23 protein-coding genes are annotated in these 26,587 nt (G+C 55.3%); 12 read left to right on the top strand and 11 right to left on the bottom strand.

Going from position 1 to position 26,587, the window contains the following annotated elements; genetic code table 11:
- Positions 1 to 22 precede the first annotated feature (22 nt).
- The gene (locus WG929_RS15045; protein WP_416206724.1) at positions 23 to 2,164 is read left to right on the top strand and encodes a 4Fe-4S binding protein; all 2,142 of its coding nucleotides are present in this window, start codon (positions 23 to 25) and stop codon (positions 2,162 to 2,164) included.
- 90 nt (positions 2,165 to 2,254) lie between these two features.
- On the opposite strand, the gene WG929_RS15050 is transcribed toward WG929_RS15045, so the two are convergent.
- Positions 2,255 to 3,190, bottom strand: a complete 936-nt coding sequence (locus WG929_RS15050) for a hypothetical protein (RefSeq protein ID WP_416206725.1) — start codon at positions 3,188 to 3,190, stop codon at positions 2,255 to 2,257.
- Positions 3,191 to 3,268: 78 nt separating this feature from the next.
- On the bottom strand, positions 3,269 to 3,415 hold the full coding sequence (locus WG929_RS15055) for a hypothetical protein (protein WP_416204887.1): 147 nt from the start codon (positions 3,413 to 3,415) through the stop codon (positions 3,269 to 3,271).
- Positions 3,416 to 3,887: 472 nt separating this feature from the next.
- Between WG929_RS15055 and ercA the strand changes: the two genes are divergently transcribed.
- Both ercA and WG929_RS15065 read left to right on the top strand, forming a co-directional pair.
- Positions 3,888 to 5,051: an alcohol dehydrogenase-like regulatory protein ErcA gene (gene ercA, locus WG929_RS15060; RefSeq protein ID WP_369857644.1), complete on the top strand. Its 1,164-nt coding sequence runs from the start codon at positions 3,888 to 3,890 to the stop codon at positions 5,049 to 5,051.
- Positions 5,035 to 6,834, top strand: a complete 1,800-nt coding sequence (locus WG929_RS15065; protein ID WP_416206726.1) for a PAS domain-containing hybrid sensor histidine kinase/response regulator — start codon at positions 5,035 to 5,037, stop codon at positions 6,832 to 6,834. Before ercA ends, WG929_RS15065 begins: the two co-directional genes overlap by 17 nt.
- 44 nt (positions 6,835 to 6,878) lie before the next feature.
- On the opposite strand, the gene bioA is transcribed toward WG929_RS15065, so the two are convergent.
- A complete protein-coding gene (gene bioA, locus WG929_RS15070) occupies positions 6,879 to 8,264 on the bottom strand; it encodes an adenosylmethionine--8-amino-7-oxononanoate transaminase (protein ID WP_416206727.1) in 1,386 nt (461 codons plus the stop codon).
- Positions 8,265 to 8,511: 247 nt separating this feature from the next.
- Between bioA and bioF the strand changes: the two genes are divergently transcribed.
- The 5 genes from bioF (at position 8,512) to WG929_RS15095 (ending at position 13,031) form a co-directional block, all read left to right on the top strand.
- Entirely contained in the window at positions 8,512 to 9,774 is a 1,263-nt protein-coding gene (gene bioF, locus WG929_RS15075; RefSeq protein ID WP_416206728.1) for an 8-amino-7-oxononanoate synthase, read from the top strand.
- Positions 9,771 to 10,622: an alpha/beta hydrolase family protein gene (locus tag WG929_RS15080; protein ID WP_416206729.1), complete on the top strand. Its 852-nt coding sequence runs from the start codon at positions 9,771 to 9,773 to the stop codon at positions 10,620 to 10,622. Before bioF ends, WG929_RS15080 begins: the two co-directional genes overlap by 4 nt.
- Positions 10,619 to 11,512 (top strand): methyltransferase domain-containing protein, encoded by an 894-nt coding sequence (locus WG929_RS15085; RefSeq protein ID WP_416206730.1) that lies wholly within the window; start codon positions 10,619 to 10,621, stop codon positions 11,510 to 11,512. Before WG929_RS15080 ends, WG929_RS15085 begins: the two co-directional genes overlap by 4 nt.
- A gap of 5 nt (positions 11,513 to 11,517) precedes the next feature.
- Positions 11,518 to 12,324: a dethiobiotin synthase gene (gene bioD / locus WG929_RS15090; protein ID WP_416206731.1), complete on the top strand. Its 807-nt coding sequence runs from the start codon at positions 11,518 to 11,520 to the stop codon at positions 12,322 to 12,324.
- Between the two features lie 239 nt (positions 12,325 to 12,563).
- Positions 12,564 to 13,031: a c-type cytochrome gene (locus tag WG929_RS15095; RefSeq protein ID WP_416206732.1), complete on the top strand. Its 468-nt coding sequence runs from the start codon at positions 12,564 to 12,566 to the stop codon at positions 13,029 to 13,031.
- 102 nt (positions 13,032 to 13,133) lie between these two features.
- Here WG929_RS15095 and WG929_RS15100 read toward each other — a convergent pair whose 3' ends face one another.
- Entirely contained in the window at positions 13,134 to 13,775 is a 642-nt protein-coding gene (locus WG929_RS15100; RefSeq protein ID WP_416206733.1) for a cytochrome b/b6 domain-containing protein, read from the bottom strand.
- Positions 13,776 to 14,061: 286 nt separating this feature from the next.
- On the opposite strand from WG929_RS15100, the gene WG929_RS15105 reads away from it, so the two are divergent.
- Complete coding sequence (locus tag WG929_RS15105) at positions 14,062 to 14,613, top strand: hypothetical protein (protein ID WP_416206734.1); 552 nt, start codon at positions 14,062 to 14,064, stop codon at positions 14,611 to 14,613.
- Between the two features lie 341 nt (positions 14,614 to 14,954).
- On the top strand, positions 14,955 to 16,913 hold the full coding sequence (locus WG929_RS15110) for a methyl-accepting chemotaxis protein (protein ID WP_416206735.1): 1,959 nt from the start codon (positions 14,955 to 14,957) through the stop codon (positions 16,911 to 16,913).
- Positions 16,914 to 16,997: 84 nt separating this feature from the next.
- On the opposite strand, the gene WG929_RS15115 is transcribed toward WG929_RS15110, so the two are convergent.
- From WG929_RS15115 to WG929_RS15145, 7 genes are all read right to left on the bottom strand, one after another.
- Entirely contained in the window at positions 16,998 to 19,010 is a 2,013-nt protein-coding gene (locus tag WG929_RS15115) for an alpha/beta hydrolase family protein (protein WP_416206736.1), read from the bottom strand.
- Complete coding sequence (gene pqqE, locus WG929_RS15120) at positions 19,007 to 20,203, bottom strand: pyrroloquinoline quinone biosynthesis protein PqqE (protein ID WP_416206737.1); 1,197 nt, start codon at positions 20,201 to 20,203, stop codon at positions 19,007 to 19,009. The genes WG929_RS15115 and pqqE overlap by 4 nt, the downstream gene beginning before the upstream one ends.
- Positions 20,175 to 20,447 carry a pyrroloquinoline quinone biosynthesis peptide chaperone PqqD gene (pqqD, locus tag WG929_RS15125; RefSeq protein ID WP_369857631.1) on the bottom strand — a complete coding sequence of 91 codons (273 nt, stop codon included), beginning with the start codon at positions 20,445 to 20,447 and terminating at the stop codon, positions 20,175 to 20,177. Before pqqD ends, pqqE begins: the two co-directional genes overlap by 29 nt.
- Positions 20,444 to 21,223 (bottom strand): pyrroloquinoline-quinone synthase PqqC, encoded by a 780-nt coding sequence (pqqC, locus tag WG929_RS15130; RefSeq protein ID WP_416206738.1) that lies wholly within the window; start codon positions 21,221 to 21,223, stop codon positions 20,444 to 20,446. Before pqqC ends, pqqD begins: the two co-directional genes overlap by 4 nt.
- A 177-nt stretch (positions 21,224 to 21,400) precedes the next feature.
- Complete coding sequence (gene pqqB / locus WG929_RS15135; RefSeq protein WP_369857629.1) at positions 21,401 to 22,315, bottom strand: pyrroloquinoline quinone biosynthesis protein PqqB; 915 nt, start codon at positions 22,313 to 22,315, stop codon at positions 21,401 to 21,403.
- Positions 22,316 to 22,542: 227 nt separating this feature from the next.
- The gene (gene pqqA, locus WG929_RS15140; protein WP_283171941.1) at positions 22,543 to 22,614 is read right to left on the bottom strand and encodes a pyrroloquinoline quinone precursor peptide PqqA; all 72 of its coding nucleotides are present in this window, start codon (positions 22,612 to 22,614) and stop codon (positions 22,543 to 22,545) included.
- 320 nt (positions 22,615 to 22,934) lie between these two features.
- Positions 22,935 to 23,885: a LysR family transcriptional regulator gene (locus WG929_RS15145; RefSeq protein ID WP_416206739.1), complete on the bottom strand. Its 951-nt coding sequence runs from the start codon at positions 23,883 to 23,885 to the stop codon at positions 22,935 to 22,937.
- Between the two features lie 189 nt (positions 23,886 to 24,074).
- Here WG929_RS15145 and WG929_RS15150 point away from each other — a divergent pair, with 189 nt between their 5' ends.
- Together WG929_RS15150 and potA are read left to right on the top strand one after the other, a co-directional pair.
- Positions 24,075 to 25,241, top strand: a complete 1,167-nt coding sequence (locus tag WG929_RS15150; RefSeq protein WP_416206740.1) for an MFS transporter — start codon at positions 24,075 to 24,077, stop codon at positions 25,239 to 25,241.
- Positions 25,242 to 25,477: 236 nt separating this feature from the next.
- A complete protein-coding gene (gene potA, locus WG929_RS15155) occupies positions 25,478 to 26,578 on the top strand; it encodes a spermidine/putrescine ABC transporter ATP-binding protein PotA (protein ID WP_416206741.1) in 1,101 nt (366 codons plus the stop codon).
- Positions 26,579 to 26,587: the final 9 nt, after the last annotated feature.

Genomic DNA, 26,587 nt, shown 5'->3' on the forward strand with positions numbered 1-26,587 from the left:
AAATAATAATCAAGGAGTTCCCATGCGATCCTGGTCTGCGCACGTGCTGCTCTGGTTCTGTTTGTTGAGCCTTGCCAGTTTGCCGTCAGCCACCATGGCCAACGGGCAAGACGACCAAGCTGCACCGTCTGACACCCTCAATAGCATGATCCAGCAGCTGTTTCCCAAAGCAACCCGTATTGAGACAAAACAACAGGACTACCCGGTCTACCCGGTTTACCAGCTCAACGAGCTACTGGGTTACGCTTATGAATCCAGCGACATCAGCGATTTGCCAGGGTTTTCCGGCCGACCTATCCGACTGTTGATCGGTCTCAGTGCCACTGGCCGGTTTACCGGTATTCATATTCTCGAGCACCATGAGCCAGTGTTTTTACACGGTCTGGGGCCGGAGCCGCTGTATCAGTTTATTGGCCAGTATCAGGGCCGCTCACTCACTGAACACATCGTTATCGACAGTCACAAGGCGGGCGACGCAGCCACCGAGGGAGTGGTCTACTTTGACGGGGTATCCAAGGCCACCGTATCGGTGATTATTATTAACGACACGGTATTGTCTTCAGCGCTCAAGGTTGCCCGCCACAAGCTGGAAGGTTTTGCCCAGGCCGCCGCCGCACAACCCATCATGGACAAGTTTGAACCATTGAACTGGCAGCAATTACTCGATCGCGGCTACGTCGGCCATTGGCGGCTTGAACTGGCAGATGCGGAACGCTCGCTGGGCACCGACCTCGGCAGCTACCCGTCACTGCGCGAGGCAGAACCGGGGGAAGCCTTTACCGAACTCTGGTACGCCTATATCAATGCGCCGTCCATTGGCCGCAACCTGTTGGGCGACGATGGTTTTGCCCGCCTGCAACAGCGGCTCAAACCGGGCCAGCAAGTACTGGCTGTGATGTCCAACGGGCTGTTCCCTCACGTACCTGAAGACTTCAAACCCGGTACGGTGCCTGGACGACTGGCGTTACAACAGAGTCAGCTGGCCGTTGAAATGCGCGATATGGATGTACTCGATCGTCATATTCAACTGGTCGCCGACGGCATACCTGCGTTCGACCAGGCCAATCTGTTCCAGGTAGGAGGCAATGCCGGGTTTAATCCCGACGCCGACGCCGCCCTGATTCTGAATATGGAACTGCCACGTAATCATCTGATGATCGACCGGGCACATTTTGAAGTGCCGGTGACACTGCCCGCCGAGCTGTTTGAACAGCTCACGGTGGAAGACGAAACTCCTCGCCCACCCTTATGGGTTGGCCTCTGGCAGGATCGCTGGCTGTCCATCACCCTGGTCAGCATCAGCCTGATACTGCTGACCATTCTGTTTACCTGGCAGCGTTTTTTCACCCGTTTCCCACGTGCTGTGCACGGTTTCCGTTGGGGCTTTCTGGCGTTTACAGTCGGCTATCTCGGCTTTTATGCCCAGGGTCAGTTGTCGGTGGTCAACATCTACACTCTGCTGTTGAACATTTACGATGGCTTTAATATTGGTATTTTTCTGCTCGACCCGGTGATTTTTATCCTCTGGACGTACACTTTTGTCAGCCTGTTCATTTGGGGCCGAGGGCTGTTTTGTGGTTGGCTCTGCCCGTTTGGCGCGTTGCAGGAAATGGCTTCCTGGCTGGCCAAACGACTGGGCATCCGCCAACGCCGGATTGCCGAGCCGCTGCATCGCAAGCTGATTCTGATCAAATACCCGCTGCTGATCGGACTGCTGGGAACGGCTTTTTATTCACTGACGCTGGCAGAGCAACTGGCCGAAGTAGAGCCGTTCAAAACCAGCATTACGCTCTATTTCTACCGCTCTTGGCCCTTTGTGTTATACGCCGTCGCCTTGCTGGCCGCCGGGATGTTTGTTCACAAGTTCTACTGTCGCTACCTGTGCCCATTGGGTGCCGGTCTGGCCATTATTGGCAAGCTGCGGCGGCTGAACATGCTCGACCGGGTCGATCTCTGCGGCTCCCCTTGCCAGCTGTGCAAACGCCGTTGCGAGATCAATGCTATTCGTAACGATGGTGCCATCGATTACGACGAATGCATCCAGTGCCTGGAATGTGTGGTGATACTGAGAGACGACGAGCAGTGTGTTGACAGCATCAGCGCGCGAAAAAAGGAGCGGCGGCAGGCCAAAGCCAGGTTACTGGCAACCGATGCGGCACAATAACAACATGAGCAAGCACAACCTGTGCGACCAGAATGATCGCAGCAGGTTACGCACACGTAAGGACAGCACACGTAAGAACGGCCAGGCCAGTTACAATAACCAGAACACTTCACCGTCGTAATGATAGCTCTGGCATTCGCTGCTGATGACATTACCGTTGTAACTGACATTGGCCGTGGAGTTGCTGACGCCAGTAAAACGATTGTCAGACAGATTGATTTGCGCTGTCAGAGTATTGTCTAAGTTGAAGAGTTCGTTCATAAGCACGCGATAGTCGGCACTGAACTGGATTAGATCGCCAGACTGGCTGACAGGCTGAGGTTCAGGCATTTGCCAGTAACCCCAGTGGTCACCGACAAAATGGCCAGCATCCAGATCAATGACAAAAGGTGCGTAATCGTAACCGAGGCTCATCGGGTGACTGTCGTCATCACAGTCCGTGATCATAATGTCTGAGAACACCAGAGCCAGATGCTCGGTACTGCTCATATCCAACAAGTGACGACTGACACTGGACAGTGTCAGTTGATAGTCGACCTGGCCTTCGTCATAGCTATCATCGTCTTCATCCTCATAAGTCACATTGGGATAAATGGCAATACGGTATGTCAAGCCAGCACTGACCGGAAATATAATCACTTGATTACCACTCCACTCAAATGACAAGTCACCTGCTGGTTGAGCGTTATATTCCACCACCTCAAGCGCAATATCGCCAGAACTGCCTTGTAGAAACTCACTATGCAGGATCACACTGATATAACCGCTGGCCGGGGCGGTATGAAGATAGTAATGATGGTCCGGTTCATCGTAGTCAATTTCTTCATCATAAATGATCGAAGCTTGTACCAGGGTATTATGTGCAAGCTCCGTATTCTCACCATCGTAACTGGCGCTGCTCAAGGTCGGGTTGGTATCCTCCAGCAGCGGGGTGATGCCGGAAGAATCGCCACCATCGCCACCATCGCCGCTTGAGCCACTATTACTGTCGGCGCCAGAAGAACCGCCACAAGCGCTGAGCAGCAAAGAAAAAACAACAGCAGTAAACTGTAGGGGACATCTATTTAATCCGGTGCTCACTCTGGGCCACCGGATGGTTTCGAATCACGAAGCCGACTTGCAGGCCTGACGGGTCAAGTCAAAAGTCGGCGACACCGAGTCGAGATCATCCGGCAGCCCCCGAAGGGCGCGGGTTGCCGCCGTCCAGTGCGGTGTTGACGAATTTGAAAAGGACGCGTCATTTCGCTGCATTCGTCGCCTTGCCCTGAACAACGGCAACACTCGCGCAGAGCCGTGCAGGATTAAATAGATGTCCCCTGTAGACGTGCTTTCATACAACAGACTCCTTATCAGGGTATTTCTGTTGTCAACGCAGTCGACCGACATTGGTTGACACCTGTTTGCCCCGACATGCCTGTTAAAAAGCTTCTTTGTGATGGAGTCGACAATATTCTATATTTGGCAATCGTACCCGTGAGGACAGTGGTGGTGGCCGCGGTTGACACAGTCTGTCTCTTTGGCGGGTAATTAACTGTCAGACGTTCTGGAAAAATAATGGCAATAGCCACTGCGCAACAGCAAGAATCTACCGCCCGACTAACCCCTTGGCACTAGATACCCGACGCTATCGTAGTCTTTACCTCAGGTAAGGAACCGGTTTACTGTTTTCTATTATTACAAGAATAATGACGCACTCTGTTGTGTGCTTCGGGACCATTTAGCTATGTCTGACTCCATTTCCAACCTGAGAAAATTTGTCGCGCCGGAAATCATCTTTGGTGTCGGTGCCCGCAAAACCGTGGGTAATTTTGCCAGAAATTTTGGCGCACAACGGGTGTTGATCGTCACAGATCCTGGCGTGATTGCCGCTGGATGGGTTGCCGACGTGCAGGACAGCCTGCAGGAAATGGACATCGACTACCGGATTTTTTCTGCCGTCAGCCCCAACCCGAGAGCCGAAGAAGTCATGGCAGGTGCTGCGTTTTACAACGAAGAAGGCTGTAACCTGATCGTTGCCGTCGGCGGTGGCAGCCCGATGGACTGCGCCAAAGGCATCGGGATTGTCTCGGCCAATCGCCAGCACATCCTCACGTTTGAAGGCGTCGACCGGATTCATTCGCCGATTCCGCCATTGATTTTTATCCCGACCACCGCCGGAACCTCGGCAGACGTGTCCCAGTTCGCGATTATTTCCGATCAGGACAGTCGGATGAAAATCTCCATCATCAGCAAAGCGGTGGTGCCGGATGTCTCCTTGATTGACCCGGAAACTACCCTGACGATGACCCCTTTCCTGACCGCTTGCACCGGCATTGATGCCATGGTGCATGCCATCGAAGCCTTTGTCTCCACCGCCAGCGGCCCACTGACCGATATGCACGCGCTGGAAGCCATCCGGCTGGTCTCCGGTAACCTGCCAGCCCTGGTCGATAATCCTGCCGATATTGCCCTGCGCGAACAGTTGATGCTGGCCTCACTCAAGGCTGGACTGGCGTTTTCTAATGCCATTCTCGGTGCCGTACACGCCATGTCGCACAGCCTGGGAGGCTATCTCGACCTGCCGCACGGTCTCTGCAATGCCATTCTGGTCGAACGGGTGATCGACTATAATTACAGTCATGCGGAAGACCGTTTCCGCGTTGTCGCAGACACCCTCGGCATCCAGACCAAGGGCAGAAGCAATGCCCAGTTGCGTCGTCAGCTGGTCGACAATATCAGTCAGCTCAAGGCTCGGGTGGGTCTGACCCAGAGTCTGGGTCAATCCGGCGTCAGCCTGGCGGATATTCCAGAACTGTCTGGCAAGGCACTGACCGACCCTTGCATTCTGACCAACCCGCGCAAATCCAATCAACGTGATGTAGAGGTGGTCTATGAGGAAGCGTTATGACCATCCCCACGTCTCCGGCTCAGACACAAACCAGAACAACGGCTTGAGCAACAGCCTGAACAGCAGTAACAAACACAATAACGAACACAATAACGAACACAATGCCGAAGACCAGGCGCTGATCCAGAACCTGATCGGCCTGGGTGCTTTCTCAGCGCGCAAAAGCTACTACCCGGAACTGCTGCAAAAAATCGACGAGCTGGAAAGCGAGAAAGAACGCTACCAATGGCTGTTCGAAAACGCCCTGCATGGCATCTTCCAGGCCAGAGCCAGCGGCGGCATCAGTGGTGCCAACCCGGCCATCGCCCGTATGTGCGGTTACCGCGACGCCAACGAATTCCGCTTTTCCGTCACCTCGTTGCGTAACGACCTGTTCTACGATCCCGACGATCTCGATCAGCTGATGCTGCGCGTCAATCAGCTCGGCCCGCAACAGTCGTTTGAAACCCGCTTCAAACGCAAACTGGGGATGGAGCCACTGCCGGTGTCCATCAACGTACTGCTGAAAGACCGTGAACAAGGGCTGATCGAAGTGTTTGTTCACGACATCACCGAACGTAAACGCGCCCAGGCTGCCATGGCCCGCATTAACAACGAACTGGAACAGCGCGTCGAAATCCGTACCCGTGAGTTGCAAGCCGCCAAACAAGAAGCCGAAGCCGCCAACGCCAGCAAGGACAAATACCTCGCCGCCGCCAGCCACGATCTGTTGCAGCCGATGAATGCCGCCCGCTTGCTGGTAGCCACACTGCAAGAACGCCCGCTCGATAGCGACAATCAGATTCTGGTTGAACGTATCCATACCGCGCTGACCGGCGCAGAAGAACTGCTGGCCGATTTACTCGATATTTCCCGGCTTGATGCCAATGCCGTCACTCCCGACAATGAAGAATTTGCCGTCAGCGATTTGTTTAACACGCTCTACAGTGAATTTCAGCCCCAGGCCCAGCAAGCCAGCCTGGCATTACACATGGTGCAAAGCCGCCTGCGTATTCGCAGTGACTCCCGCCTGCTGATGCGCATTTTGCGTAACTTCGTCAGTAACGCCATTCGCTACACCCCGGCTGGCAGAGTCTTGATTGGCTGTCGTCGGCGTGGTGAACAGCTGCAATTGATGGTCTGTGATTCCGGCCCCGGTATTGCCGAACACCAGCGTAGCGAGATTTTTCGTGAGTTTCGCCAGCTCGATAATGCCAACCAGGGACGCAGCAAGGGCGTTGGTCTTGGCCTCGCCATTGTCGAGCGGATTGCCCGCATGATGGATCACCCGGTGGCGATCCACTCCCGTGTCGGGGTCGGTAGCTGCTTCTCTGTCACCGTGCCGCTGGCTCATCCGGATGATCAGGTCAGCAGTCTCTGTGCCGACCGGGCGGATACGGTGCCCGCAGGACTGGCGACCAGTGCTCGGCTTGACCACGTGCGCGTACTGGTGATTGATAACGAAGAAACCATCCGCCTCAGCATGAAAAGCCTGCTGCAAGCCTGGGGCTGTAACGTGATTACCGCCAGTAATGGTGAAGTCGCCCAGGATGCCTGGTACCACTTTCGCCCGGATATTGTGCTGGCCGATTACCACCTCGACCATAATGAAACCGGCACTGTCGTGATTCGTGCGCTGGCGACCGAGGATTCCGATGTTTTAACAACTCCGCTGATCGTGATCACTGCCGACCGCAGCGACAACATCCGCCAGGAAATCACGCGCCTGGGGGCAACCCGACTGAACAAGCCGGTAAAACCGGCCAAGCTCCGTGCGTTGATGGCCTATTTACTGGAACAATAAATAACGGGCACCACATGACAGGCACCACACCTTACACTTGGCCATTATTCAGCGGCAAGATACTGCCCCAAGGCAGTTTGTATACCTGTCGTCAGGGTGGCGAGATCGTCGTTGTTCATCACAAAGGGCGGCATCACGTAAACGCAATCGGCAAACGGGCGTACCCAGATTCCCTGTGCCACACATAACGGCTGCAGCTCGGCCACATTAGCCGCCTGTTCCAGTTGCACCACACCAATCGCGCCCAATACCCGCACATCCTTGATGCCCGCCTGACCCCTGAGTGGCGTCAGCCCTTGCTCCAGCTGCTGTTCGATACGCTGCACCTGAGTTTGCCAGTCGGATTCCAGCAACAGGTCGATGCTTTCACACGCCACTCGACACGCCAGCGGATTTCCCATAAAGGTTGGCCCGTGCATAAAACAACCGGCGTCTCCCTGACTGATGGTTTCCGCCACCAAGGTCGTCGCCAGCGTCGCTGACAAGGTCATATAACCACCGGTAAGCGCCTTGCCAAGGCAGAGGATGTCCGGTGTGATAGCGGCGTGTTCACAGGCAAACAGCTTGCCGGTACGGCCAAAACCGGTGGCAATTTCATCGGCAATCAATAACACATCAAACTCATCACACAGGCGCCGGGCAGCCCGCAGATAGTCCGGATGGTAAAAGCGCATACCGCCAGCACCCTGCACCACAGGTTCAAGAATCAGCGCCGCCAGGTGCTGGTGGTGTAACGCCAGCGCCTGACGCAGTGCGGCGATATCCGCAGCCAGTATCGAGTCGTCCCGGGGTTGGTCGTGCTGAAGTGGCTCGTGCTGAAGTGGCCCAGTTCGGGGGAAAACCGCCTGAGGTTCACGAACAAAATGCTGCGCCGTCAAAACACCGGCAAACAGATGATGCATACCCCGCTGTGGATCACAGACTGACATCGCGCCCATGGTGTCGCCGTGATAACCGCGCTGCAGTGCCAGTAATCGCTGCTTCTCCGGCTTGCCCCGAGCCTGCTGGTACTGAATCGCCATTTTCATCGCAACTTCGACCGCCACCGAACCAGAATCGGCCAGAAACACCTTGTCCAGCCCTGGTGGTGTCAGTGCCACCAGCCGTCGCCCCAAGGCAATCGCAGGCCCATGGGTCAAACCACCAAACATCACATGAGCCATGCTATCCAGCTGCTCGGTCGCGGCCTGATTGAGGCGCGGATGATTGTAGCCATGTACCGCACACCACCAGGATGCCATGCCGTCGATCAATTCACGGCCGTCACGCAAGCGCAAGCGCACCCCACTGGCCGACGCCACTTGCCACACCGGTGACGGTGTGGTCATCGAGCTATAGGGGTGCCATAAATGGTGGCGATCAAACTCGGTATCGGTCAATGCCGATTCAGACCAGGGTTTGGCGGCTTGGTGGTCATGACCTGTCATCATTCGCTCTCAAAAAAATCAACAAAACAAAGGTTAACGGATTTCAGTCTTCAACTCCGCTACAACCCACTGACAAACCGCCCTGGCGGCGCTATTTCAGCCTTTTTGCTAAACAGCCGGAGCCACCCTCACCATTAGTAAACCAAAACTTGCTGACCGTATTGACCTGTTCCGCCACCGTCTTATTGTCAAGCAGCCAAGTACTGCCCACTCACTGATACGAATACAACCACAGGTCGACCCCGTTACCATGCCCAGTTCCTGCTCTACGCCCTGGCAACAACGCCTGAATGACGCCAGCCAACAGCGCCGCAATCTCAATCAATGGCGTCAGCGCTCAACCCTGAGCAGCCAGCAAGGGCCGCTGGTTGAGCGGGACGGCCAGCAACTGATCAATTTTTGCAGCAATGATTACCTCGGCCTGGCCGCCAGTGGCGCAGCAGCACTGGCCCACAGTGCCCAGCGCTGGGGTCTGGGCAGCGGTGCATCACACCTGGTCTGCGGGCATTCAAGCGCCCACGAGGAATTGGAACAGGCGTTAGCCAAACACACCGGGTATCCGGCAGCCTTGTTGTTTTCGACCGGTTATATGGCCAATGTCGGCTGTATCAATGCCTTGACCCAGCGCGGTGATCTGATCCTGCAAGACAAGCTGAACCATGCCTCCCTGATCGACGGTGCCTTGCTCAGTCGAGCCGATTTCTTACGTTATCGCCATCTCGATTACGCCCAGCTGCAACAACGGCTGGAACATCGCCAGCAACAACTCCAACAACGTCAACAACAGCCCCAAAACACTCAAGCACTGACACTGGTGGTCAGTGACAGCATTTTCAGTATGGATGGCGATCTGGCGGATGTCGCCAGGCTCAGTCAGATCTGCCAGCAGCAACAAGCGTTGTTGATGGTGGATGATGCCCACGGCTTGGGCGTTATCGGTACCCATGGTGCAGGTGTCCGTTCGGCCTTTGATCTCGGCGCCGCACAACTGCCGGTTTATATCGGCACGCTGGGCAAGGGCCTCGGCGGCTTTGGCGCCTTCGTCGCCGGAGATCAAAACCTGATCGACTATCTGGTGCAGTTTGCCCGCCCCTACATTTACACCACCGCCCTGCCTCCCGCCGTTGCCGAGGCCATGCTGTCGAACCTCGAACGTCTGCAAGATGATGCTCTGCGGCAAACCCTCAATCAGCATATTCGCTATTTTCGCCAGCAGGCCAGCCAACTCGGGCTACAGTTGATGCCATCGGTATCACCGATTCAGCCCTTGATGATCGGCGACGAAGCCGCTGCCATGGCCATCAGCGCTGAATTGCAGCGGCGTGGCTTATGGGTCACGGCGATTCGCCCTCCCACCGTGCCGGATGGCAGCAGCCGTTTACGAATCACCCTGACCGCCGCCCATGCCACCGAGCAGATCGACACACTACTCTCTGCGCTGGATGAACTGATCCCGGAGTCGTTGCGCAGCGCTACTGACAACGCGCTGCCGTCACAGGGAAGCACCCTGTGAGCCAGGCCGATTTCTGGGTGCCACTGAATGCCCACACCGCCTCAAGGTCCGAGCCGCTGTGGTACTGGCTGCCCGGCTGGAGCTTCACGGCGACTATCTTCGAACCCTTGCTGGCCGCTCTGCCGGGCAGGCATCTGGGCCTCGACTATCGGGCGTTCTATCAGTGTCTGACTCAATCCGGGCAGACCCCCACTTTCAACGATGCTGTCACACTGTTACGTCAGACCGCCAGCGCTGATGCGCTCTGGGTCGGCTGGTCGTTGGGAGGAGCACTGGCCCATGCCACGCTTTCTCATGACCGGCTTTCTCACGATATACAGAGCCAGGCAGCGGCCGATATCACGAGCAGAATTCAGCCACGGGCGCTGTGCACCCTCGCCACTGGCAGCCGTTTTCTCCGCCAGTCAGACACCTCGCAACAAGGGATGGATGAAGCCACATTCAGCGCTTTTCGTAACGGCTTTGAGCGCTTCCCCGCCAAAACACTGAAACGTTTCCTCGCCTTGTGCTGCCAGGGAGCGGAACAACCACGAGCTTGCATCGCGGCCTTGTCCAGCCAGCAATTAACTGAGCAACATGCGCCGCTGCTGGCCACCTCGCTGGACTGGCTGACTCAATATCAACTCGACGACCGCCAGCTCAACAACCAACACGCTGACATCTTACGACTGGCCTGGTACGGCCAACATGACGCGTTGCATCCGGCCGGACTGACATCCAGCGCAGCACTGTCAACGATACCATCTTGTGGCAGCAGCCACGCCCTGTTGCTGGAGCAAGCCACTATTCCCCTGTTGCAACGCGCCTTGCTCGAACTGATAAACGCCAGCGCCGGGAAGCAGCCATGAATCCACTCCCGATGCGCGACAAACGCCAGGTCGGACAGCAGTTCAGCCGTGCGGCGCGCAGTTATGATCAGGCCGCCACGGTACAGCAATGGGCACAACAGCAATTACTGCAGCGCTTGCAGCAGCACCTGCCAGACGGTCTGTACGGCCACTGGCTCGATATCGGTTGCGGCACTGGTGCCGCCCTCGAACCACTGGCCGCCATGGGAGCGCAACACATCACCGCGATTGATATGGCCGCCGGAATGCTGGAGGTGGCAGCCCGACGTCCGCTGTCAGCGCCAGGATCGTCTTCTCAACCACTGTGTTCCCGTACCCTGTTGCTGGCGGATGCCGATCAGCTACCGCTGGCGGCTGGCCGTCGCTCCGATACTACGATCGACAGCACAATCGATGCTGCCCCCGACGTTAACCAACAGTCCCCCTGCGGGGCGATTTCCAGCCTGATGCTGCAATGGAGCGAAGCCCCGCAACAGACTCTGGCAGAGTGGTATCGGGTACTGGCTCCTGGCGCAACCCTTGCCATTGCCACGCTGTTGCCCGGCACCCACCGTGAAATTGCCGCCACCTGGCAGCAGATAGATCACTTCCGCCATATCAACCGCTTTGCCAGTGCCGAGGAGCTGAGCATTGCGCTGCAACAGGCCGGTTTTGATATTCAGCTGCAGCAGCAGGCCAGCTATCAGGAACACTACCCGGATAGCCTCAGCCTGTTACAGGGGTTAAAAGCGATTGGTGCGACGAACGTCAACAGTGGCCGCCGTCCAGGATTGGCCGGACGCCAGCTGATCCGACTGTTTGATCAACACTACCCCAAAGATGCCAACGGCCAATGCCCGTTGAGCTACCAGCTCTGCTGGATATTAGCGACCAAACCCGACCACGGATAAGACCCATGACGCCTGTTGCCCCCGCTCTGCCTAACCGCCGCGTATTTATTACCGGAACCGATACCGATGCTGGCAAGACACTGATCTCCGCCGCGCTGCTGGCAGCCGCTGGCCGGGCGGGCTATCAGACCTTTGGGTTAAAGCCAGTCGCGGCCGGATGCGAGCGCATAACAGATGGCAACGCACAGCACCCCGGCCAACTGCGTAACGACGATGCACTGTTGCTGCAACGCTTCAGTAATGTCGAGCAGCCCTATGCCATCCATAATCCGTTTGCATTTGAGGCCGCGATCGCACCCCATATCGCCGCCCGGCAAGAACAACGACCGCTGAAGTTGGATGAGCTGACCCGTGCCTGCCGCCACTCTCTCGCAACAGCGAATGCCAGCTTTGAACTGATCGAAGGTGCCGGTGGCTGGCTGGTACCAATCAATACCACCCATTCACTGGCCGACCTCGCCGTTGAACTCGGCGGTGACGATGCGCAACAGCCACTGGAAGTGATTCTGGTGGTCGGCTTACGTTTGGGATGTATCAATCATGCCTTGCTCAGCGTCGAAGCCATACACTCTCGCGGGCTGACACTGGCAGGCTGGGTCGCCAATAGCCTGAGTCCAGCCATGGATGTCGAACAGGCCAACCTGGAATACCTGACCGACGTCCTGGCGCAGCAACACATCCCCCTTTTGGGCCATGTGCCATACCTCAAGATGCTGGAACAAGCGGCTGATACTCCGCCACAGCAGCTGCTCGACAATAAGGCCAATGCTGCCCTGCGCGCCAGTCAGTCTCTGGAAGCGATGTTCAGCTGATATCCCACACGGCTAGCACCGTGAAGGTCAATAAAGGTAAAACCTCTCAAAAAATCCTGCCAGAATTTCGCCAGAGTGCAGCATTTTTAACACCAACACGGTCACATAACGCCAGTGCGGTTTGATGCAGGGTAAAAATGCCCTGTGTACACTGTACCTTCAGGCAATACTGCTACACCCAGGGGCCTGAACGAAGCCCCTCGAATAATCAACCCCGGCAACCAAAAGAAGGACTCTTGATGAATCACATCAGCAAACAACTCGTGGCAATCTCTCTGGCATCCAGCTGCGCTTTCAGCGCATTGGCACACGGTAATGGTAATGACGACGTTGAAGACGCTATCGAATACCGCCAGGCAGTGTTCCATCTGGTCGCTACCCACTTCGGCCATATGGGCGACATGGTAAAAGGCAAGAAAAATTTTGATGCAGTGGAATTCCAGTATCGCGCCAACAGCCTGGACGCACTGGCAAAAATGCCACTGGAAGGATTTACCGTACCTGGTTCAGACAAGGGTGAAACCAAGGCCAAACCCGCCGTATGGGAAAAACCGGAGCTGTTCCGCGAGAAGCTGACCAAGTTCCAGAAGGATTCAAGCGCGCTGGCCACAGCCGCCCAATCCGGCAATATGGACACCATCAAACCAGTGTTTATGGAAACCGCCAAAAACTGTAAAAGCTGTCATACCGACTTTAAAAATCGTTAAAACCGATTATGCCATCGCTCAGGATGCAGGCCATCAGGCCTGCCTCCTGATCCCGCTATTCACACCCGTCCATTCCCAACTGCCTGCACGCAGCAGCAGCCATCAGCCAGCCACAATCAAATAGTAGCTGACCGCCCACAACAGCAGAAACACCCCCCAGGCGCGCCATGCAGGTACCAGAACAGGGGCCTGAACATCCCTCAAATCGTCTCGTTTCCCCGTTACCATCGCCTGCACCAGCGGCTCACCCCGCCATTGATGCAACACCACCGCCGCAATATGCAGCACCACCAAACCAGTGATCAGATTAAAATTCAGGTGATGCCACTGGGTCAGCCAGGTCGCGGTATCCGCAGAGACCCAGCTCGCCAGCGGTCCTTCGGTAAAAATTTCATCGGTGGCAAACAGTCCACTGATCCACTGCAGCGCAATCAGCAGCAGTAAAGCCACCACCATCAGCGCACCCAGTGGATTATGTCCGGCATGACGCGGCACGCCCTTACCCACTAACAGGCAACGGGCAAAGTGGGTGACCGCTTGTGGCCCCTGCACAAAATGACTGAAACGCGCGTTCGATGATCCGAGCACACCCCATACCAATCGGGTCACCCAGAGAGCAACCAGGCATGCCGCCAGACTCATATGCCATTCCATCTCTCCCTCTTCCGCTGTCCACCAGCAAGCCACCAGTAACATGACCTGTAACCAGTGGTAGCCACGAATAAAACCGTCCCAAACCTTCATAATCACCTCTCTTCCATCACTCTATATTCCGTTTTGCCATCATCAGTTTACGAGATCAGCGCTATCATTTTCTGTAACAAACCGCGTTTCGCCGCATAAAGAGCGCTGATTGCCGCCCGGATTTGGCAGATTTACCAATAATGACAAGGGGCGGTTGCCTAAAACACGCTAATGACTGGCATAATAACCGCCATACGCATTTAATGCCGATCCGGCAACACGCTGGCGAAAGGCAGCGGCAGATGTTTAAAAATGAACAGATCACCGTTACGACATGAGGATTTTCATGAGAGCGATCGTCTCAGCAGGCTGTCTTTTATTGCTCACTGCTTGTAGCCATCAATCGTACATCCCGTTTACCCAGGAGCTGCGTTTCAGTGAGGGCTTTAACAACGCCGATCTGCAACAGCTACAGTATTATGTCTGCCCGCCGTTCAAGGCCGAACGCCAGTTCAGGATGGTCGAAAAAAACATCTCCAGCGGCAAATTGATTCGGCGTCAGGGACAACTGGTGAATGAAATCGTCGTGCCGCAATGGACACCGGGCGTTGCTGTCCAGGTGGATGAGCACTTTCTGGCGGTCAGTTTTGAAGAAGGTACGGCGTTAACTTTTGGTGTGGAACAGGGTCTTCCCCAGGGGGATTACACTCCACTTGGCCGCAACAAGGATGATCACTTTCAGGTGTATTACGATGGCGAATGGTATTACACCATTGATAACACCGCTGGCGAATGCGAAGGCAAGGTCTATTCGCAACCTCGGCTGTGGATTGATGCAGATTCGCTAAAAGAAAAGACGACGGAACGCAAGGTACTTCAAGGACGCCGTATCGAATAACACGCCAGTCTATGTTCGAAGCCCTTATTTTATATGATGCTAACGAAGCCATGCTCAAGCGCATGGCCTCTTGGCGCTCGACAAAATAGCCGCACTGGTGCTGTCTGCACCGCAACAGGGCTGGATATTGGCCTCCCACCAGTCATGACTTTCTTGGCAACCCTCCATTGTGCCCCCTCCTTCCCTTTACAAGACCTGCTCACACCCAGCCAATCATGGCGCGACGGTAACTTAACCATCAGCGGATACACAACGTCCGATTCGTGACTACACTGAAATACGAAATAACTGACCAAACGACCTTGTGTTGTTGAGCCATCAGACCATCGTGCGAGGTAGTAATGAACGCCCCAGTTGAAACCAGCAAAAACCGGCTGTTTACCAAAATTGTTATCGCTGCTGTTATCTGCCTTGGCGTTGCCATGGCGGTACTGATTTTTATAGCCACCGGCCTGGCCAGTAATGTCCTGGAAGCGCGCGCGCATGCCAGCATTCAGCACACGGTTAAGGACAAAGCCGGACAAATTGATGTAGTGCTGCAGAAACAATTACAAATCAGCCAGATCATCGCCAATGCACCCGCAGTCGTCGACTACGCTGCAGGTTTCGCTGACACTGGTCAGCAAGACCCGCAGCTGCATGATCAATTACGCCGTTATCTCGGCAAGGTGATGACTGATGGCGCCGGTGTTTATGAAAACGTCTTTATCATGCGTAGCGACTACACACTTGGTGTTGATGGCATTGGCGGTAAATCCGAAGGCTTTTCAAGAGCGGATGAAGATGTCGGTACCCTGTTATCGGATGACGTCTCAATTGGTCATACCCTGCTTTCCCCGGTGACCGACCGTCCGGTGTTAATGATTACAGCACCGGTCAAAAACCGTTCCGGCAAGGTAGTCGGCACGCTGAATACTCCGATCGATCTGCAAAATATTGCTTCCCGGCTAATCAATGATGACAGTGAAAGTAATAATTTCCTGCTGGATAGCCATGGACTGGTGCTGTCATCTGAAAATAAAAACCATTTTCTCAAACTCGACTTTTCCAAAGATGCTCACCTGCAAGACTACTTCAGTCAGATTCAATCCGGCCGTAATGCCACCGGCCACTTCCAGCTTGAGGGGATTGATTATATTGCCAATCACCAGGCTTTTAACGATGGCAAACTGATTCTGGTTGCCGCTCTGCCAGTGTCGGAATACACCGCACCGCTGATCAGTTTACGCCAACAAATGATGACGACGGCAATCATCTGTACCGTCGTTGGTGCACTGGTGCTGGTATTGCTGGTCTATGCGATTACCCGGCCACTGCTACAGCGTTTGACCACTGCCATGCAAGCGGCAGAACGTATTGCCCAGGGAGATTTAAGCCAAGACATCCAGGCCAGTGGCAACGATGAAGGAGGACGACTACTCAGTGCCCTGGGTCGGATGCAGACCGACTTGCGCCACACCGTGAGTCAGATCATGACCTCCTCCAAAGCGTTGACTGGCACGGCTACAGAACTGACCCATCAGGCCAACACCTCCAGTAATTCCCTACAAAAACAGCATACCGACCTCGATCAGGCAGCGGTTGCGCTGTCAGAAATGGCCAGCGCGTTTCAAGAAGTTGCCAGCAATGCTGCCTTGGCTGCAGATGCCTCGGTCGACGGAGCAGAACAGTCACGAGCCGGACAAGCCAGCGTCAACAGTATCGTCAGTGCCATAACCGGGCTAACCAGCGAGACCGAAGCCACCGCCGAAATGATGACCACTTTGGCGGGCCAGCTGGGCAAAATCGGCACCGTACTGGATGTGATTCGAGCCATTGCCGAACAAACCAATCTGCTGGCGCTGAACGCCGCCATTGAGTCGGCCCGGGCCGGAGAAAGTGGCCGAGGGTTTGCCGTTGTCGCTGACGAAGTACGCTCATTAGCGCATCGTACCGAAGCCTCGACACGAGAAATCTCCACCATTATCAGCGAAGTGCAGAATGGCAGTGACAAGGCAATGAACGCGATGAACAGCAGCAATCTCAGTGTCAAACAGGCGCTGGATATATCGCGCAAGTCCGGCGAAGCCCTCGATCAGATTGCCACGGTCATCAGCCAGATCAACGATCGTAACCTCAATATTGCCAGTGCCACAGAAGAGCAATCCAGCATGGCGCGGGAAGTCAACGAGCGGCTGAGTAACGTGCGGAATGCCGCCGACCAGACCGTCAATAGCGCAGAACAGACCCGCTCCTCCTGTGAAAACCTCAACCAGCTGGCCAGCGAACTCGACAAGATGGTCAACCGCTTCCGGGTCTGACTCTCTCAACGTCCCGTCACAACCACAGCCTGCGGGAGCGTGCACAACCTTCCCGCTGGCGGTTAGCGATCCAAACAGACGGCTTTAAACAGAAGAAGCCGCCAGTAATTGATCATAAAAGGCGAACTCCCGCTGCAATACAACCGTACGGTTTTGCGCTTGCCGAAAACCATGGCCCTCCTCATCAAACAACACGTACTCGGTTGTTACCGCCCGCCCCTGCAAGGCATCAAACAACTGGCGGGTTTGTTGTGGCGGCACCACCCGATCCCGGCGGCCCTGAAAGAAAATCACCGGCAGCTGGAAATCATCCAGCTGGAAAATCGGCGAACGCTGCCGATAATACTCGGCAGCGGTTTCAGGGTCACCGATCAGCCAGGACAGATAATCTGATTCGAACTTGTGGGTATGCTCATTCAACAAGGCCAGATCACTGATCCCGTAAAGGCTTGCGCCACCGCCAATCCCGGCCGCTGCCGCCCGCGAGTCTGACAACACCCGCAATACCGTATAACCACCGGCACTGTTGCCACGCACCAGTATTCTGCCCGGTAGCGCCCAGCCCTGAGCCAGCGCGTACTGGCAAGCCACCAGCACATCATCCACATCCAATACTCCCCACTGCCCTGCCAGACGCTGGCGATAGCGACGACCAAAGCCACTGCTACCGCGATAGTTCAGCGTTAACAGGCCAAAACCGCGATCACACCAGAACTGCTTTTGCGGATCAAAACTGCTATCCGCCATTGAGGTAGGCCCACCATGCAACTGAATAATCAGTGCCGGTTGGTGAGCGTCCGAATATTCTGCTGTCGGCGGGTAATACCAACCGAACAGCGCTTGCTCTGCCAGCTCAGGCGTTGCCACACAAGCCATGACACAAGGCTGGGGACGGGTAATCACAGCAGGCATAACCCCGACATCCAGCCCTGCATGACATAACGCTGAATCACGCCCTGATTGAAGCGACAGATCCCAGCTCACCAACTGCGATGCCGAGTCCCAACGTTCCTGCAAGGCGTAATAACGCCCGCTCTGTGCATTCCAACACAGGCCATGGTAGCGAGCAGCCGCAGAGTCATTGGGTGACAGACGCTCAAACATACCGGATTGAGGATTCAGCCAGCCGATGCCCGCTTGGCCCTGTTGGAAAAAACTGGCCACCACGCCTGCGGCACCGGCAACCCAGTGACGTAAACCCAATTGCCACTGAGCCGTCGCAAATTCTGCCGCCAGCTGGAACACCGGCGCCAATGACGATTCAGATAGATAACGGTATAAATTCCAATAAGAATCCGCCTCCTGCTGCCCAGGTGACAGCATGCCTGCTGGTTGATCCGAGACAACCCATAACTCACCGTTGGCTAAAAAGCCTGGCTGACATAACGAGACCTCGGCTTGCACTGGATTGGCGGCGGTGACCAGTGACTGAAGCTGCCCTGCGGCATCCAGCTCCGCCAGTTGCAACGTTGTCGATCGCCAAGGCTGATGAGGATGATTCCAGCATAACCAGGCCAGCGCACAACCATCTTCTGCGAGCGCCGGACTGGAATAAAAATCCCATCCTTCTGCCAGTAGCTGGCGTTGCGGTACGGCGAGTGGTTGAGAGAGCAGCGGTATTTGCTGCGTTTGCTGCGTGGTCAGGCTCAGCGCCACCAGCCGATTGACCGGCTCCGACGCAGGCCCGGAATGATCTTCTTCGACCGCCAGTACCCGCTGGTGAATAGCATCCCACACCAGGTCGCCATACCGACAACCCTGGCGATGAAACAGGCGTTCAGGAGCCGACACCGCCGCCAGACCATTGGAGAGATCCACTCGATACAACGCCTGATCGGCTTCATTAACAATAATCAGCCCATGCGCAAACAGGCACCAACTACCGCCGCCGTATTCATGTACCCGGCTGCGGGCAGAAAATCCTGTTGGTGTAACAACGCAGGGGGCTAACGGCTGTGTAGTTGCGGCTGCCACCAGCACCCGGTTAACAGCCGTGACCGGATCAAATTCCAGCCAGCCAAGCCAGCCACCGGCACTGCGCAGTTCAGCCCATTGTTTCCCTTGAGCCGCAGCCTGCTGGGCGCTGATGGCGGTCATTCGCTGCGAGCAATAATATCAAGTGCCATCCGCTGATTACGGGTATTACGGGCCAGCAATGGCGATTGTGGTGCAACCCCTGCTGCCAGCTGCTCGGCCTCGTTGCGTGCCGCCACAATTTTGCTGTGGTGCTCCGACTTGCTGCACACCGGATCGGCATTGGCGGCATCACCGGTCAATTTGAATGCCTGACAGCGGCAACCACCAAAGTCCTTTTCTTTTTCATCGCAAGAGCGGCACGGCTCCTTCATCCATTCGTAACCGCGAAAGTGATTAAAACCGGTGGAGCGATACCAGATGTCGGCCAGTGATTCGTCTTTGACGTTGGGGAACTGCATCGGCAATTCCCGAGCACTGTGACAGGGCAAGGCGGTGCCATCCGGGGCAATAGTGAGGAAGATATTACCCCAGCCGTTCATACAGCCTTTTGGCCGTTCTTCATAATAATCCGGGGTCACAAAAATCAATTTCGGGCCTTTACCATTTAACTGATCCCGGTACTGATTGGTAATGGCTTCGGCTTTGATTAACTGTGTTTTGGTGGGCAGCAAGTGAGCACGATTGATAAACGCCCAACCGTAGTACTGGGCAATGGCCAGTTCAACGAAGTCAGCCTGCAATTCGATCGACAGTTCGATGATCTTGTCGATTTGCTCGATATTGTCGCGGTGAATCACGAAGTTAAGCACCATCGGATAGCCCTGGGCTTTTACTTCCTTGGCCATCGCCAGCTTCTGCGCGAACGCCTTCTGACTACCGGCTAACTGGTTGTTGAGCTCTTCGGTGCTGGCCTGAAAACTGACCTGAATATGATCCAGCCCGGCATCACGAAAATCCGACACCCGGCGATCATCCATGCCCAGCCCGGAGGTGATCAGGTTGGTGTAATAACCCATGTTGCGCGCTTCACGAATCAGCACTTCCAGGTCACGACGTAGCAAGGGTTCACCGCCAGAAAATCCCAACTGGGCCGCGCCCATCTTGCGGCCCTGCTCAAACACACTGAGCCACTGATCGGTGGTAAGTTCGGTGCCACTGCCACTCAGATCAAGCGGGTTGGAGCAATAACTGCACTGCAACGGGCATTTGTAGGTCAGCTCGGCCAGCAGCCAGAACGGTCGTCCGGCACCGTGAGGGTTATCCGCCGAAGGCTGAATAACCGGGTTAGCCAAAGGTGATCCAGTTGTGCTCATGGGCGACTCCGAGAAATTCAATAATATCGGCACTCAGGTCACCGGCTTCCGGGAACTTCTGTTCCAGCAGCGCAATAATATCGGCCCCGGAACGTGTGCCATCCACCAGCGCCATGATTTCTCCGGCACTGCCATTCAGTTGCACCATGCCTTCCGGGTACAACAGGACGTGTGACTGCTGGCTTTCTTCCCATTGCATCCGGTACAAGCGGTTCAGTAGCGGTATCTGCTCGGCGGTGATCATCGATAAGCCCCGTGGTGATAACGCACCGGGTTGCCCATACCGTCGGCTTCGATATTGTGGTACGGCGCCCGGTTTTGATAATAAGCCATGGTCATGGCATCCAGCATGGTCCAGAGAATATCCAGCTTGAACTGCAGAATATCCAGCGCCCGCTCCTGCTCCTGACGGGTGACAAAATGATCCAGTGTCACCCGCAAGCCATGCTGCACATCGCGCCGGGCTTCACTCAACCGCCCCCGGAAATACTGCAAGCCTTGAGCGTCAATCCAGGGATAATTCTGTGGCCAGGTATCCAGTCGTGACTGATGAATTTCCGGGGCAAACATCTCGGTTAACGAGGAGCAGGCGGCTTCTTGCCAGCTTGAGCGACGGGCAAAATTCACATAGGCATCAACAGCAAACCGCACCCCCGGTAGCACCAGCTCCTGTGACAGCATGGTATCGCGATCGATTCCGACCGCTTCGCCCAGCATCAACCAGGCTTCAATACCACCATGGGCGCCGTCGTAACCGTCGTGATCGAGAATACGCTGCACCCACTGACGGCGCTCATCCCGGTCGCGGCAGTTGGCCAGCACATTGGCGTCTTTTACCGGAATATTAATCTGATAGTAAAAACGATTGGCGACCCAGCCACGAATTTGCGCTTCGTTGCATTCGCCGTTGTGCATCGCCTGATGATAAGGGTGGTGAATATGGTACAGCGCCCCTTTGGCGCGCAGGCGTTGTTCAAATTCTTCGCGTGACCAGGGCGGGTTACGGTGGTGTTCTGTCATGCTGTGTCTCCACCTCAAAGAGGTTACTGATGGGGATATTGTTATTGTTCTGCGCTTCCCCTCACACCGGCACCTCAAGGGGGACATCTATTTAATCCGGTGCCCGCTCTGGGCTTGCGGATGGTTTCGAATCACGAAGCCGGTGGTTGTTTGTTATTTTTTAATGCCCAACGCCCGTTAGATATCGATTTCCATACCATCGAAGGAAATCTCAACCCCCTGTGCCTCGACGATGGCGCGTTGCTCCGACTCTTCGTTCAAAATCGGATTGGTGTTGTTAATGTGAATCAACACTTTGCGAGCATCCGGGTAATTTGCCAGCACCTCCAGCATACCGCCGTCGCCCGACTGGGCCAGGTGACCCATCATCTGGCCGGTCGACTGGCTCAAGCCCATATTGATCATTTCGTCATCCGTCCACAGCGTGCCGTCCACCAGCAGGCAATCGGCCTTTGCCATCCAGGGCAACAGGTGATCTTCAATAACGCCCAGCCCCGGCGCATAAAACAGCGTGCCCCCGGTGGTCGTGTCTTCAATAAAAATACCGATATTGTCGCCCGGCATGGGGTTGCCACGGCGTGGCGAGTACGGCGGTGCATTGCTGTCGAGCGGCATGGCGGTGATTGTTAATGCTTCCATACCGGGTATCGAGAACGAACGGCCATCCAGCGGAATCTCATGATGCGCCGGACCGCCGTTCCACTTTGTCAGCATGCTGAACAATGGAAACCCGCTGCTGAGGTCTTCGTGCACCGGCGCGGTGGTGTATACATCCAGCGGCAGACCTTCCCGCAACATCAACAGACCGGTGGAATGATCAATCTGACCATCCATCAGCACAATCGCGTGGATACCGGTATCACGATCCTGACGCGCAGGCTGCAACGGCGTAAAGGACGCCAGCTGGGCACGAATATCCGGCGAGGTATTAAACAGCAACCAGCGTTCGCCATCGGCAGAAACACAAATAGAAGACTGGGTGCGGGCGGTGGCCTTGATGGTGCCGTCTCGATAGCCCTTGCAGTTAACGCAGTTACAGTTCCACTGCGGGAAGCCGCCACCGGCAGCGGAGCCGAGTACGTGAATTTTCATAGAATGGCCTGTTATCTGTTGTTCTAATTATTGTTTTGCTGGTACGCACAGCCGCTGTTGATCGCTGGAAATTCGGTTGCTCTTACAGCTGCAAAAAGACCGTCAGCAGTTGCAAAAATGCCCGGGAATAGCAACTACGCCCAGGCATTTAAAGGAACACACGGTTCCACCTTTCGGGTTTCAGGCATTGGCAGAGAGATGAACCGATGCCTGTATCCCCTCAAGGCTTAACGGTGGCTGAAGTACATGGTGACTTCGAAGCCAATACGCAGGTCGTTGTAGGCTGGTTTAGTCCACATAGTTGTTTCCTCTTATTGTTATGAAACAGGTTTATTCCTGCTCCCTGAACAGCTTCCCAAAGCATCTGTGAGTGAACCAGAACACCTTGGGTCTATGGATACACACCGTAGGTCTTACACCCATTGAATGGGGAAACCCGGTTGTGAACACCACCAGCCTTCAGGCCGCCAAAATGATTGGCACTGCCGTTACTGATGATGATAGATCCAGTTTCTTCCACTCGCCGAATTCTTTAAAGGCTACTTTAGCGCCCTGAATATAGGCCCAAAGTATTGGTTTTAACCCACTGGTCACGACGATGGAAATCTGGTTGTCATCGTCAGGCGTGTACTCCCCGGTGTGTCCTGCTACCGGTCTCGGTTTTGGATGGCGGTGGGCAGAGTTTTTCCACCAGAAAGTCGACAAACACCCGTACTCGGGCGGGCATGTTGGCTCCCCCAACAAACACCGCATGTATATCTTCAAAGTCTCGGGGGTTAAATGCTTCCAATAACGGCACCAGCTCCCCTTTCGCCAATTCTTGTTGAATATGAAATAAACCAACCCGAGTAATGCCCACCCCTTGCAATGCCAATTGCACCAAGGTTTCACCGTTGTTCGCCTGAATATTGCCACTCACCGGTAACATGGCGTACTCATTGTTCTGGCGGAATGGCCACCCCGGTTCAATCCGTCGGAAGCTGAAATCAAGGCAATTGTGATGCACCAGCTCGGTCGGCGTTTGTGGTGTTCCTTCACGCTCAAGATACTCCGGTGACGCCACCACCATACGACCAGTTGCTCCCAAGCGGCGGGCCGTCAGTGGGCTATCGGCCAACGCGCCAAACCGAATCGCTACATCGGCCTGTCCCGCCAGCACATCGGATATTTCATCACTCAACTGCATGTCCACCAGGATATCCGGGTAGCGACGGCTGAACTCCTGCAACAAGGGCACAATCACCATACGTCCATGCGCCATGGCCGAACTGACCCTGACCCGGCCTGTGGGTCTGGCTCGGTCGGCAATGGCCGACTCGGTATGATCCAGATCGGCCAAAATTCGCCGGGCCGCCAAGGCGTAGTCTTCGCCTTCACGGGTTAATCGCAAGCTGCGCGTGGTGCGTACCATCAACTGCACCCGCAAGCGTTTTTCTATTCTCGACACCACTCGGCTCACCGCCGATGGCGTCAGCCCCAACTCTCGGGCCGCACCACTGAGCGACCCGGCACAGGCCACCGCCAAGAAAATCGCCATATCTCCGGTACGATCGGTTCTACCCAACTCCATGATGCGCCTCCTGTGTCGTTAATGTGTGTGTTTATCTGTGTGTTTTGGCGTGTTCGTGGTACTGAAGCAGCAGCAGAATATTGAGCCAACTTGTGATTCTTACGCACAGCTGCCTGACCGACAAGCGATCTATTCAGGGCTACAGCATGCCACTATATTGCCGAAAGCATAAATACGGGAGCTTTAGCAATGAAACTGAATACGCCACTACTGGCACTGGCCCTTGGCGCCTTCGCCATTGGCGTGACCGAATTTTCCCCGATGGGTATGTTGTCGGTGATCGCCAGGGATCTGGATGTCAGCATTCCCAGCGCCGGAATGCTGATCAGCGCCTACGCCTTTGGTGTGGTGATTGGTGCTCCGATCATGACCCTCGGGTTCGCCAGCATGTCACGACGGCGGCTGTTAATGCTGTCGATGAGCATATTCACTCTGGGTAACCTGGTTTCTGCTCTTTCCGACAGTTACACCACGCTGCTGATTGGCCGCATTATTACTTCGTTTAATCACGGTGCCTTCTTTGGTGTCGGTGCTGTGGTGGCAACCCAGCTGGTGCCCGCCGACAAACGAGCCAGTGCTGTAGCGGCGGTATTCTCCGGCCTGACCATTGCCAATATCGGCGGCGTGCCACTGGCCACCTGGGTGGGCGAAACCATCGGTTGGCGTAGCGCCTTTTTGGGTATGACAGCACTCGGCTTGATTACTCTGGTGGCCCTACGTGTTTCATTACCGAAGCTGGCTCTGGATGGCCAAACCAGCATGGCGGATGAAATCAAGGTGTTGAAGCGTGGATCGGTGTTATTTGCGCTACTACTCACGGTGGTGGGGGCCAGCTCGATGTTTACGGTGTTCAGCTATATATCGCCGATTTTACTGGACGAAACCCACGCCAGTAGCCTGTTTGTTACCTGTATGCTGGTGTTGTACGGCGTCGGGCTGGCCGTGGGTAACTATCTGTCGGGCCGGTTTGCCGACCGTAACCTCAGTGGTGCGCTGATTGTCTGCCTAGTCGCAACCATTCTGTTGCTGGTTGTGTTTGCCGCGACGATGCAATCTGCGCTGATCGTCGCCCCAGTGATTTTCCTCTGGGGGATTTCAAGCTTTGCCATTGTACCGCCCTTACAGGCGTTAGTGGTGCGCGAAGCTCATGATGCCCCCAACCTGGCTTCGGCCATGAACATTGGGGCTTTTAATCTGGGTAATGCTTTCGGCGCCGCGCTGGGTGGTGGCGTGATTCATCTGGGGTTGGGCCTGCCTGCTGTCGCACTGGCCGGTGCCGGTACGTCAGCGTTTGGACTGGTGTTGGTACTGCTGTTTCAGCAGAGCAAGAAAAAAGCGCAGCTGGCCGCAGCCTGAAGCGACCCGGTCTAAAACGATGAATTTTCTATTAAAAAATGCCGTATTGCATACCGGTCTGCCGCTGTCTATAGTCCCGTCGCCGTGACCGTAGACGGGACTATAGGCAGCGCTTTGTCTCATCAATATGCTAGCCGCAACGGCCTTTCCAACCAATTCGGAATCACGGATGTATTCATCACGAAACTGCATTATGGTTGCTGAAAATTCATCGTTTATCATTCAGGAGAGCTTGCGTGAGCGCTTCTTCGTTTCTGTCGTTGAACAAGGTCACCAAACGCTTTCAGACCCAGGAAGTGCTGACCGGGTTTGACCTCACCATTGAGGATGGCGAGTTCTTTACCATCCTTGGCCCCTCCGGTTGCGGCAAAACCACGGTGCTGCGACTGATTGCCGGTTTTGAAACACCGGATGAAGGCCAGCTTATTCTTGATGGTCAGGACATCAGCCAGCTTGATGCAGAAAAGCGCCCGACCAATACCGTATTCCAGAGCTACGCCCTGTTCCCCCATATGACGGTGTTCGACAACGTCGCCTTCGGCTTGAAAATGGCTGGCACCGACAAGGCAGACATCCTCGCACGGGTGAGCGACGCCCTCACAGTTGTACAGCTGTCCGGTTTTGAGCAACGCAAACCTCACCAGTTGTCTGGCGGTCAAAAACAGCGGGTCGCCATCGCCCGTGCCATCGTCAATCGCCCCAAGGTACTGCTGCTCGACGAGTCACTGTCGGCACTGGATTACAAGCTGCGCCAGCAAATGCAGATCGAACTGAAGCGCATCCAGCGTCAGCTGGGCATCACTTTTATCTATGTCACCCATGATCAGGAAGAAGCCTTGTCGATGTCCGACCGGGTGTTAGTCATGAATAATGGCCAACCCCAGCAAGTCGGTACGCCACGAGAAATTTACGAATCGCCGGTCAACCTGTTTGTGGCGCGCTTTATCGGTGAAATCAATGTATTTGATGGCCGTATCACCCAGTGCCTGGACGACTACGAATACATGGCCGAAATCCACGGCAAGGAATGGAAAATCATTGCCAACCAGCGACTGGTTGCCAACGAAGTGGTGCACGTACTGCTGCGCCCGGAAGATCTGCGTATTGAGTACATAGAAGACGCCGACGAACGCCCCGGCTTTTTTGGCAGCGTGGTGGAACGTAACTACACCGGCAAAACCCTCGACTCCGTGATCAAGCTGGACAACGGCCATACCTTGGTCGCCAGTGAATTTTTTGATGAAGACGACCCGGATTTTGACTACAACATTCAGCAAAAAGTCTGGGTCAACTGGGTGCATGGCTGGGAACACGTGATCAGGGCCGATGGCCTCTGAACGGCGGGA

This window comes from Oceanobacter antarcticus (assembly GCF_044962685.1).
GTDB lineage: Bacteria > Pseudomonadota > Gammaproteobacteria > Pseudomonadales > Oceanobacteraceae > Oceanobacter > Oceanobacter antarcticus.

Coding starts and splice junctions, on each gene's coding strand:
- WG929_RS15045 (WP_416206724.1), top strand. CDS start 23: ATGCGATCCTGGTCTGCGCACGTGCTGCTCTGGTTCTGTTTGTTGAGC.
- WG929_RS15055 (WP_416204887.1), bottom strand. CDS start 3,415: ATGCAGCGAAATGACGCGTCCTTTTCAAATTCGTCAACACCGCACTGG.
- ercA (WP_369857644.1), top strand. CDS start 3,888: ATGTCTGACTCCATTTCCAACCTGAGAAAATTTGTCGCGCCGGAAATC.
- WG929_RS15065 (WP_416206726.1), top strand. CDS start 5,035: ATGAGGAAGCGTTATGACCATCCCCACGTCTCCGGCTCAGACACAAAC.
- bioA (WP_416206727.1), bottom strand. CDS start 8,264: ATGATGACAGGTCATGACCACCAAGCCGCCAAACCCTGGTCTGAATCG.
- bioF (WP_416206728.1), top strand. CDS start 8,512: ATGCCCAGTTCCTGCTCTACGCCCTGGCAACAACGCCTGAATGACGCC.
- WG929_RS15085 (WP_416206730.1), top strand. CDS start 10,619: ATGAATCCACTCCCGATGCGCGACAAACGCCAGGTCGGACAGCAGTTC.
- bioD (WP_416206731.1), top strand. CDS start 11,518: ATGACGCCTGTTGCCCCCGCTCTGCCTAACCGCCGCGTATTTATTACC.
- WG929_RS15095 (WP_416206732.1), top strand. CDS start 12,564: ATGAATCACATCAGCAAACAACTCGTGGCAATCTCTCTGGCATCCAGC.
- WG929_RS15100 (WP_416206733.1), bottom strand. CDS start 13,775: ATGAAGGTTTGGGACGGTTTTATTCGTGGCTACCACTGGTTACAGGTC.
- WG929_RS15105 (WP_416206734.1), top strand. CDS start 14,062: ATGAGAGCGATCGTCTCAGCAGGCTGTCTTTTATTGCTCACTGCTTGT.
- WG929_RS15110 (WP_416206735.1), top strand. CDS start 14,955: ATGAACGCCCCAGTTGAAACCAGCAAAAACCGGCTGTTTACCAAAATT.
- WG929_RS15115 (WP_416206736.1), bottom strand. CDS start 19,010: ATGACCGCCATCAGCGCCCAGCAGGCTGCGGCTCAAGGGAAACAATGG.
- pqqE (WP_416206737.1), bottom strand. CDS start 20,203: ATGAGCACAACTGGATCACCTTTGGCTAACCCGGTTATTCAGCCTTCG.
- pqqD (WP_369857631.1), bottom strand. CDS start 20,447: ATGATCACCGCCGAGCAGATACCGCTACTGAACCGCTTGTACCGGATG.
- pqqC (WP_416206738.1), bottom strand. CDS start 21,223: ATGACAGAACACCACCGTAACCCGCCCTGGTCACGCGAAGAATTTGAA.
- pqqB (WP_369857629.1), bottom strand. CDS start 22,315: ATGAAAATTCACGTACTCGGCTCCGCTGCCGGTGGCGGCTTCCCGCAG.
- WG929_RS15145 (WP_416206739.1), bottom strand. CDS start 23,885: ATGGAGTTGGGTAGAACCGATCGTACCGGAGATATGGCGATTTTCTTG.
- WG929_RS15150 (WP_416206740.1), top strand. CDS start 24,075: ATGAAACTGAATACGCCACTACTGGCACTGGCCCTTGGCGCCTTCGCC.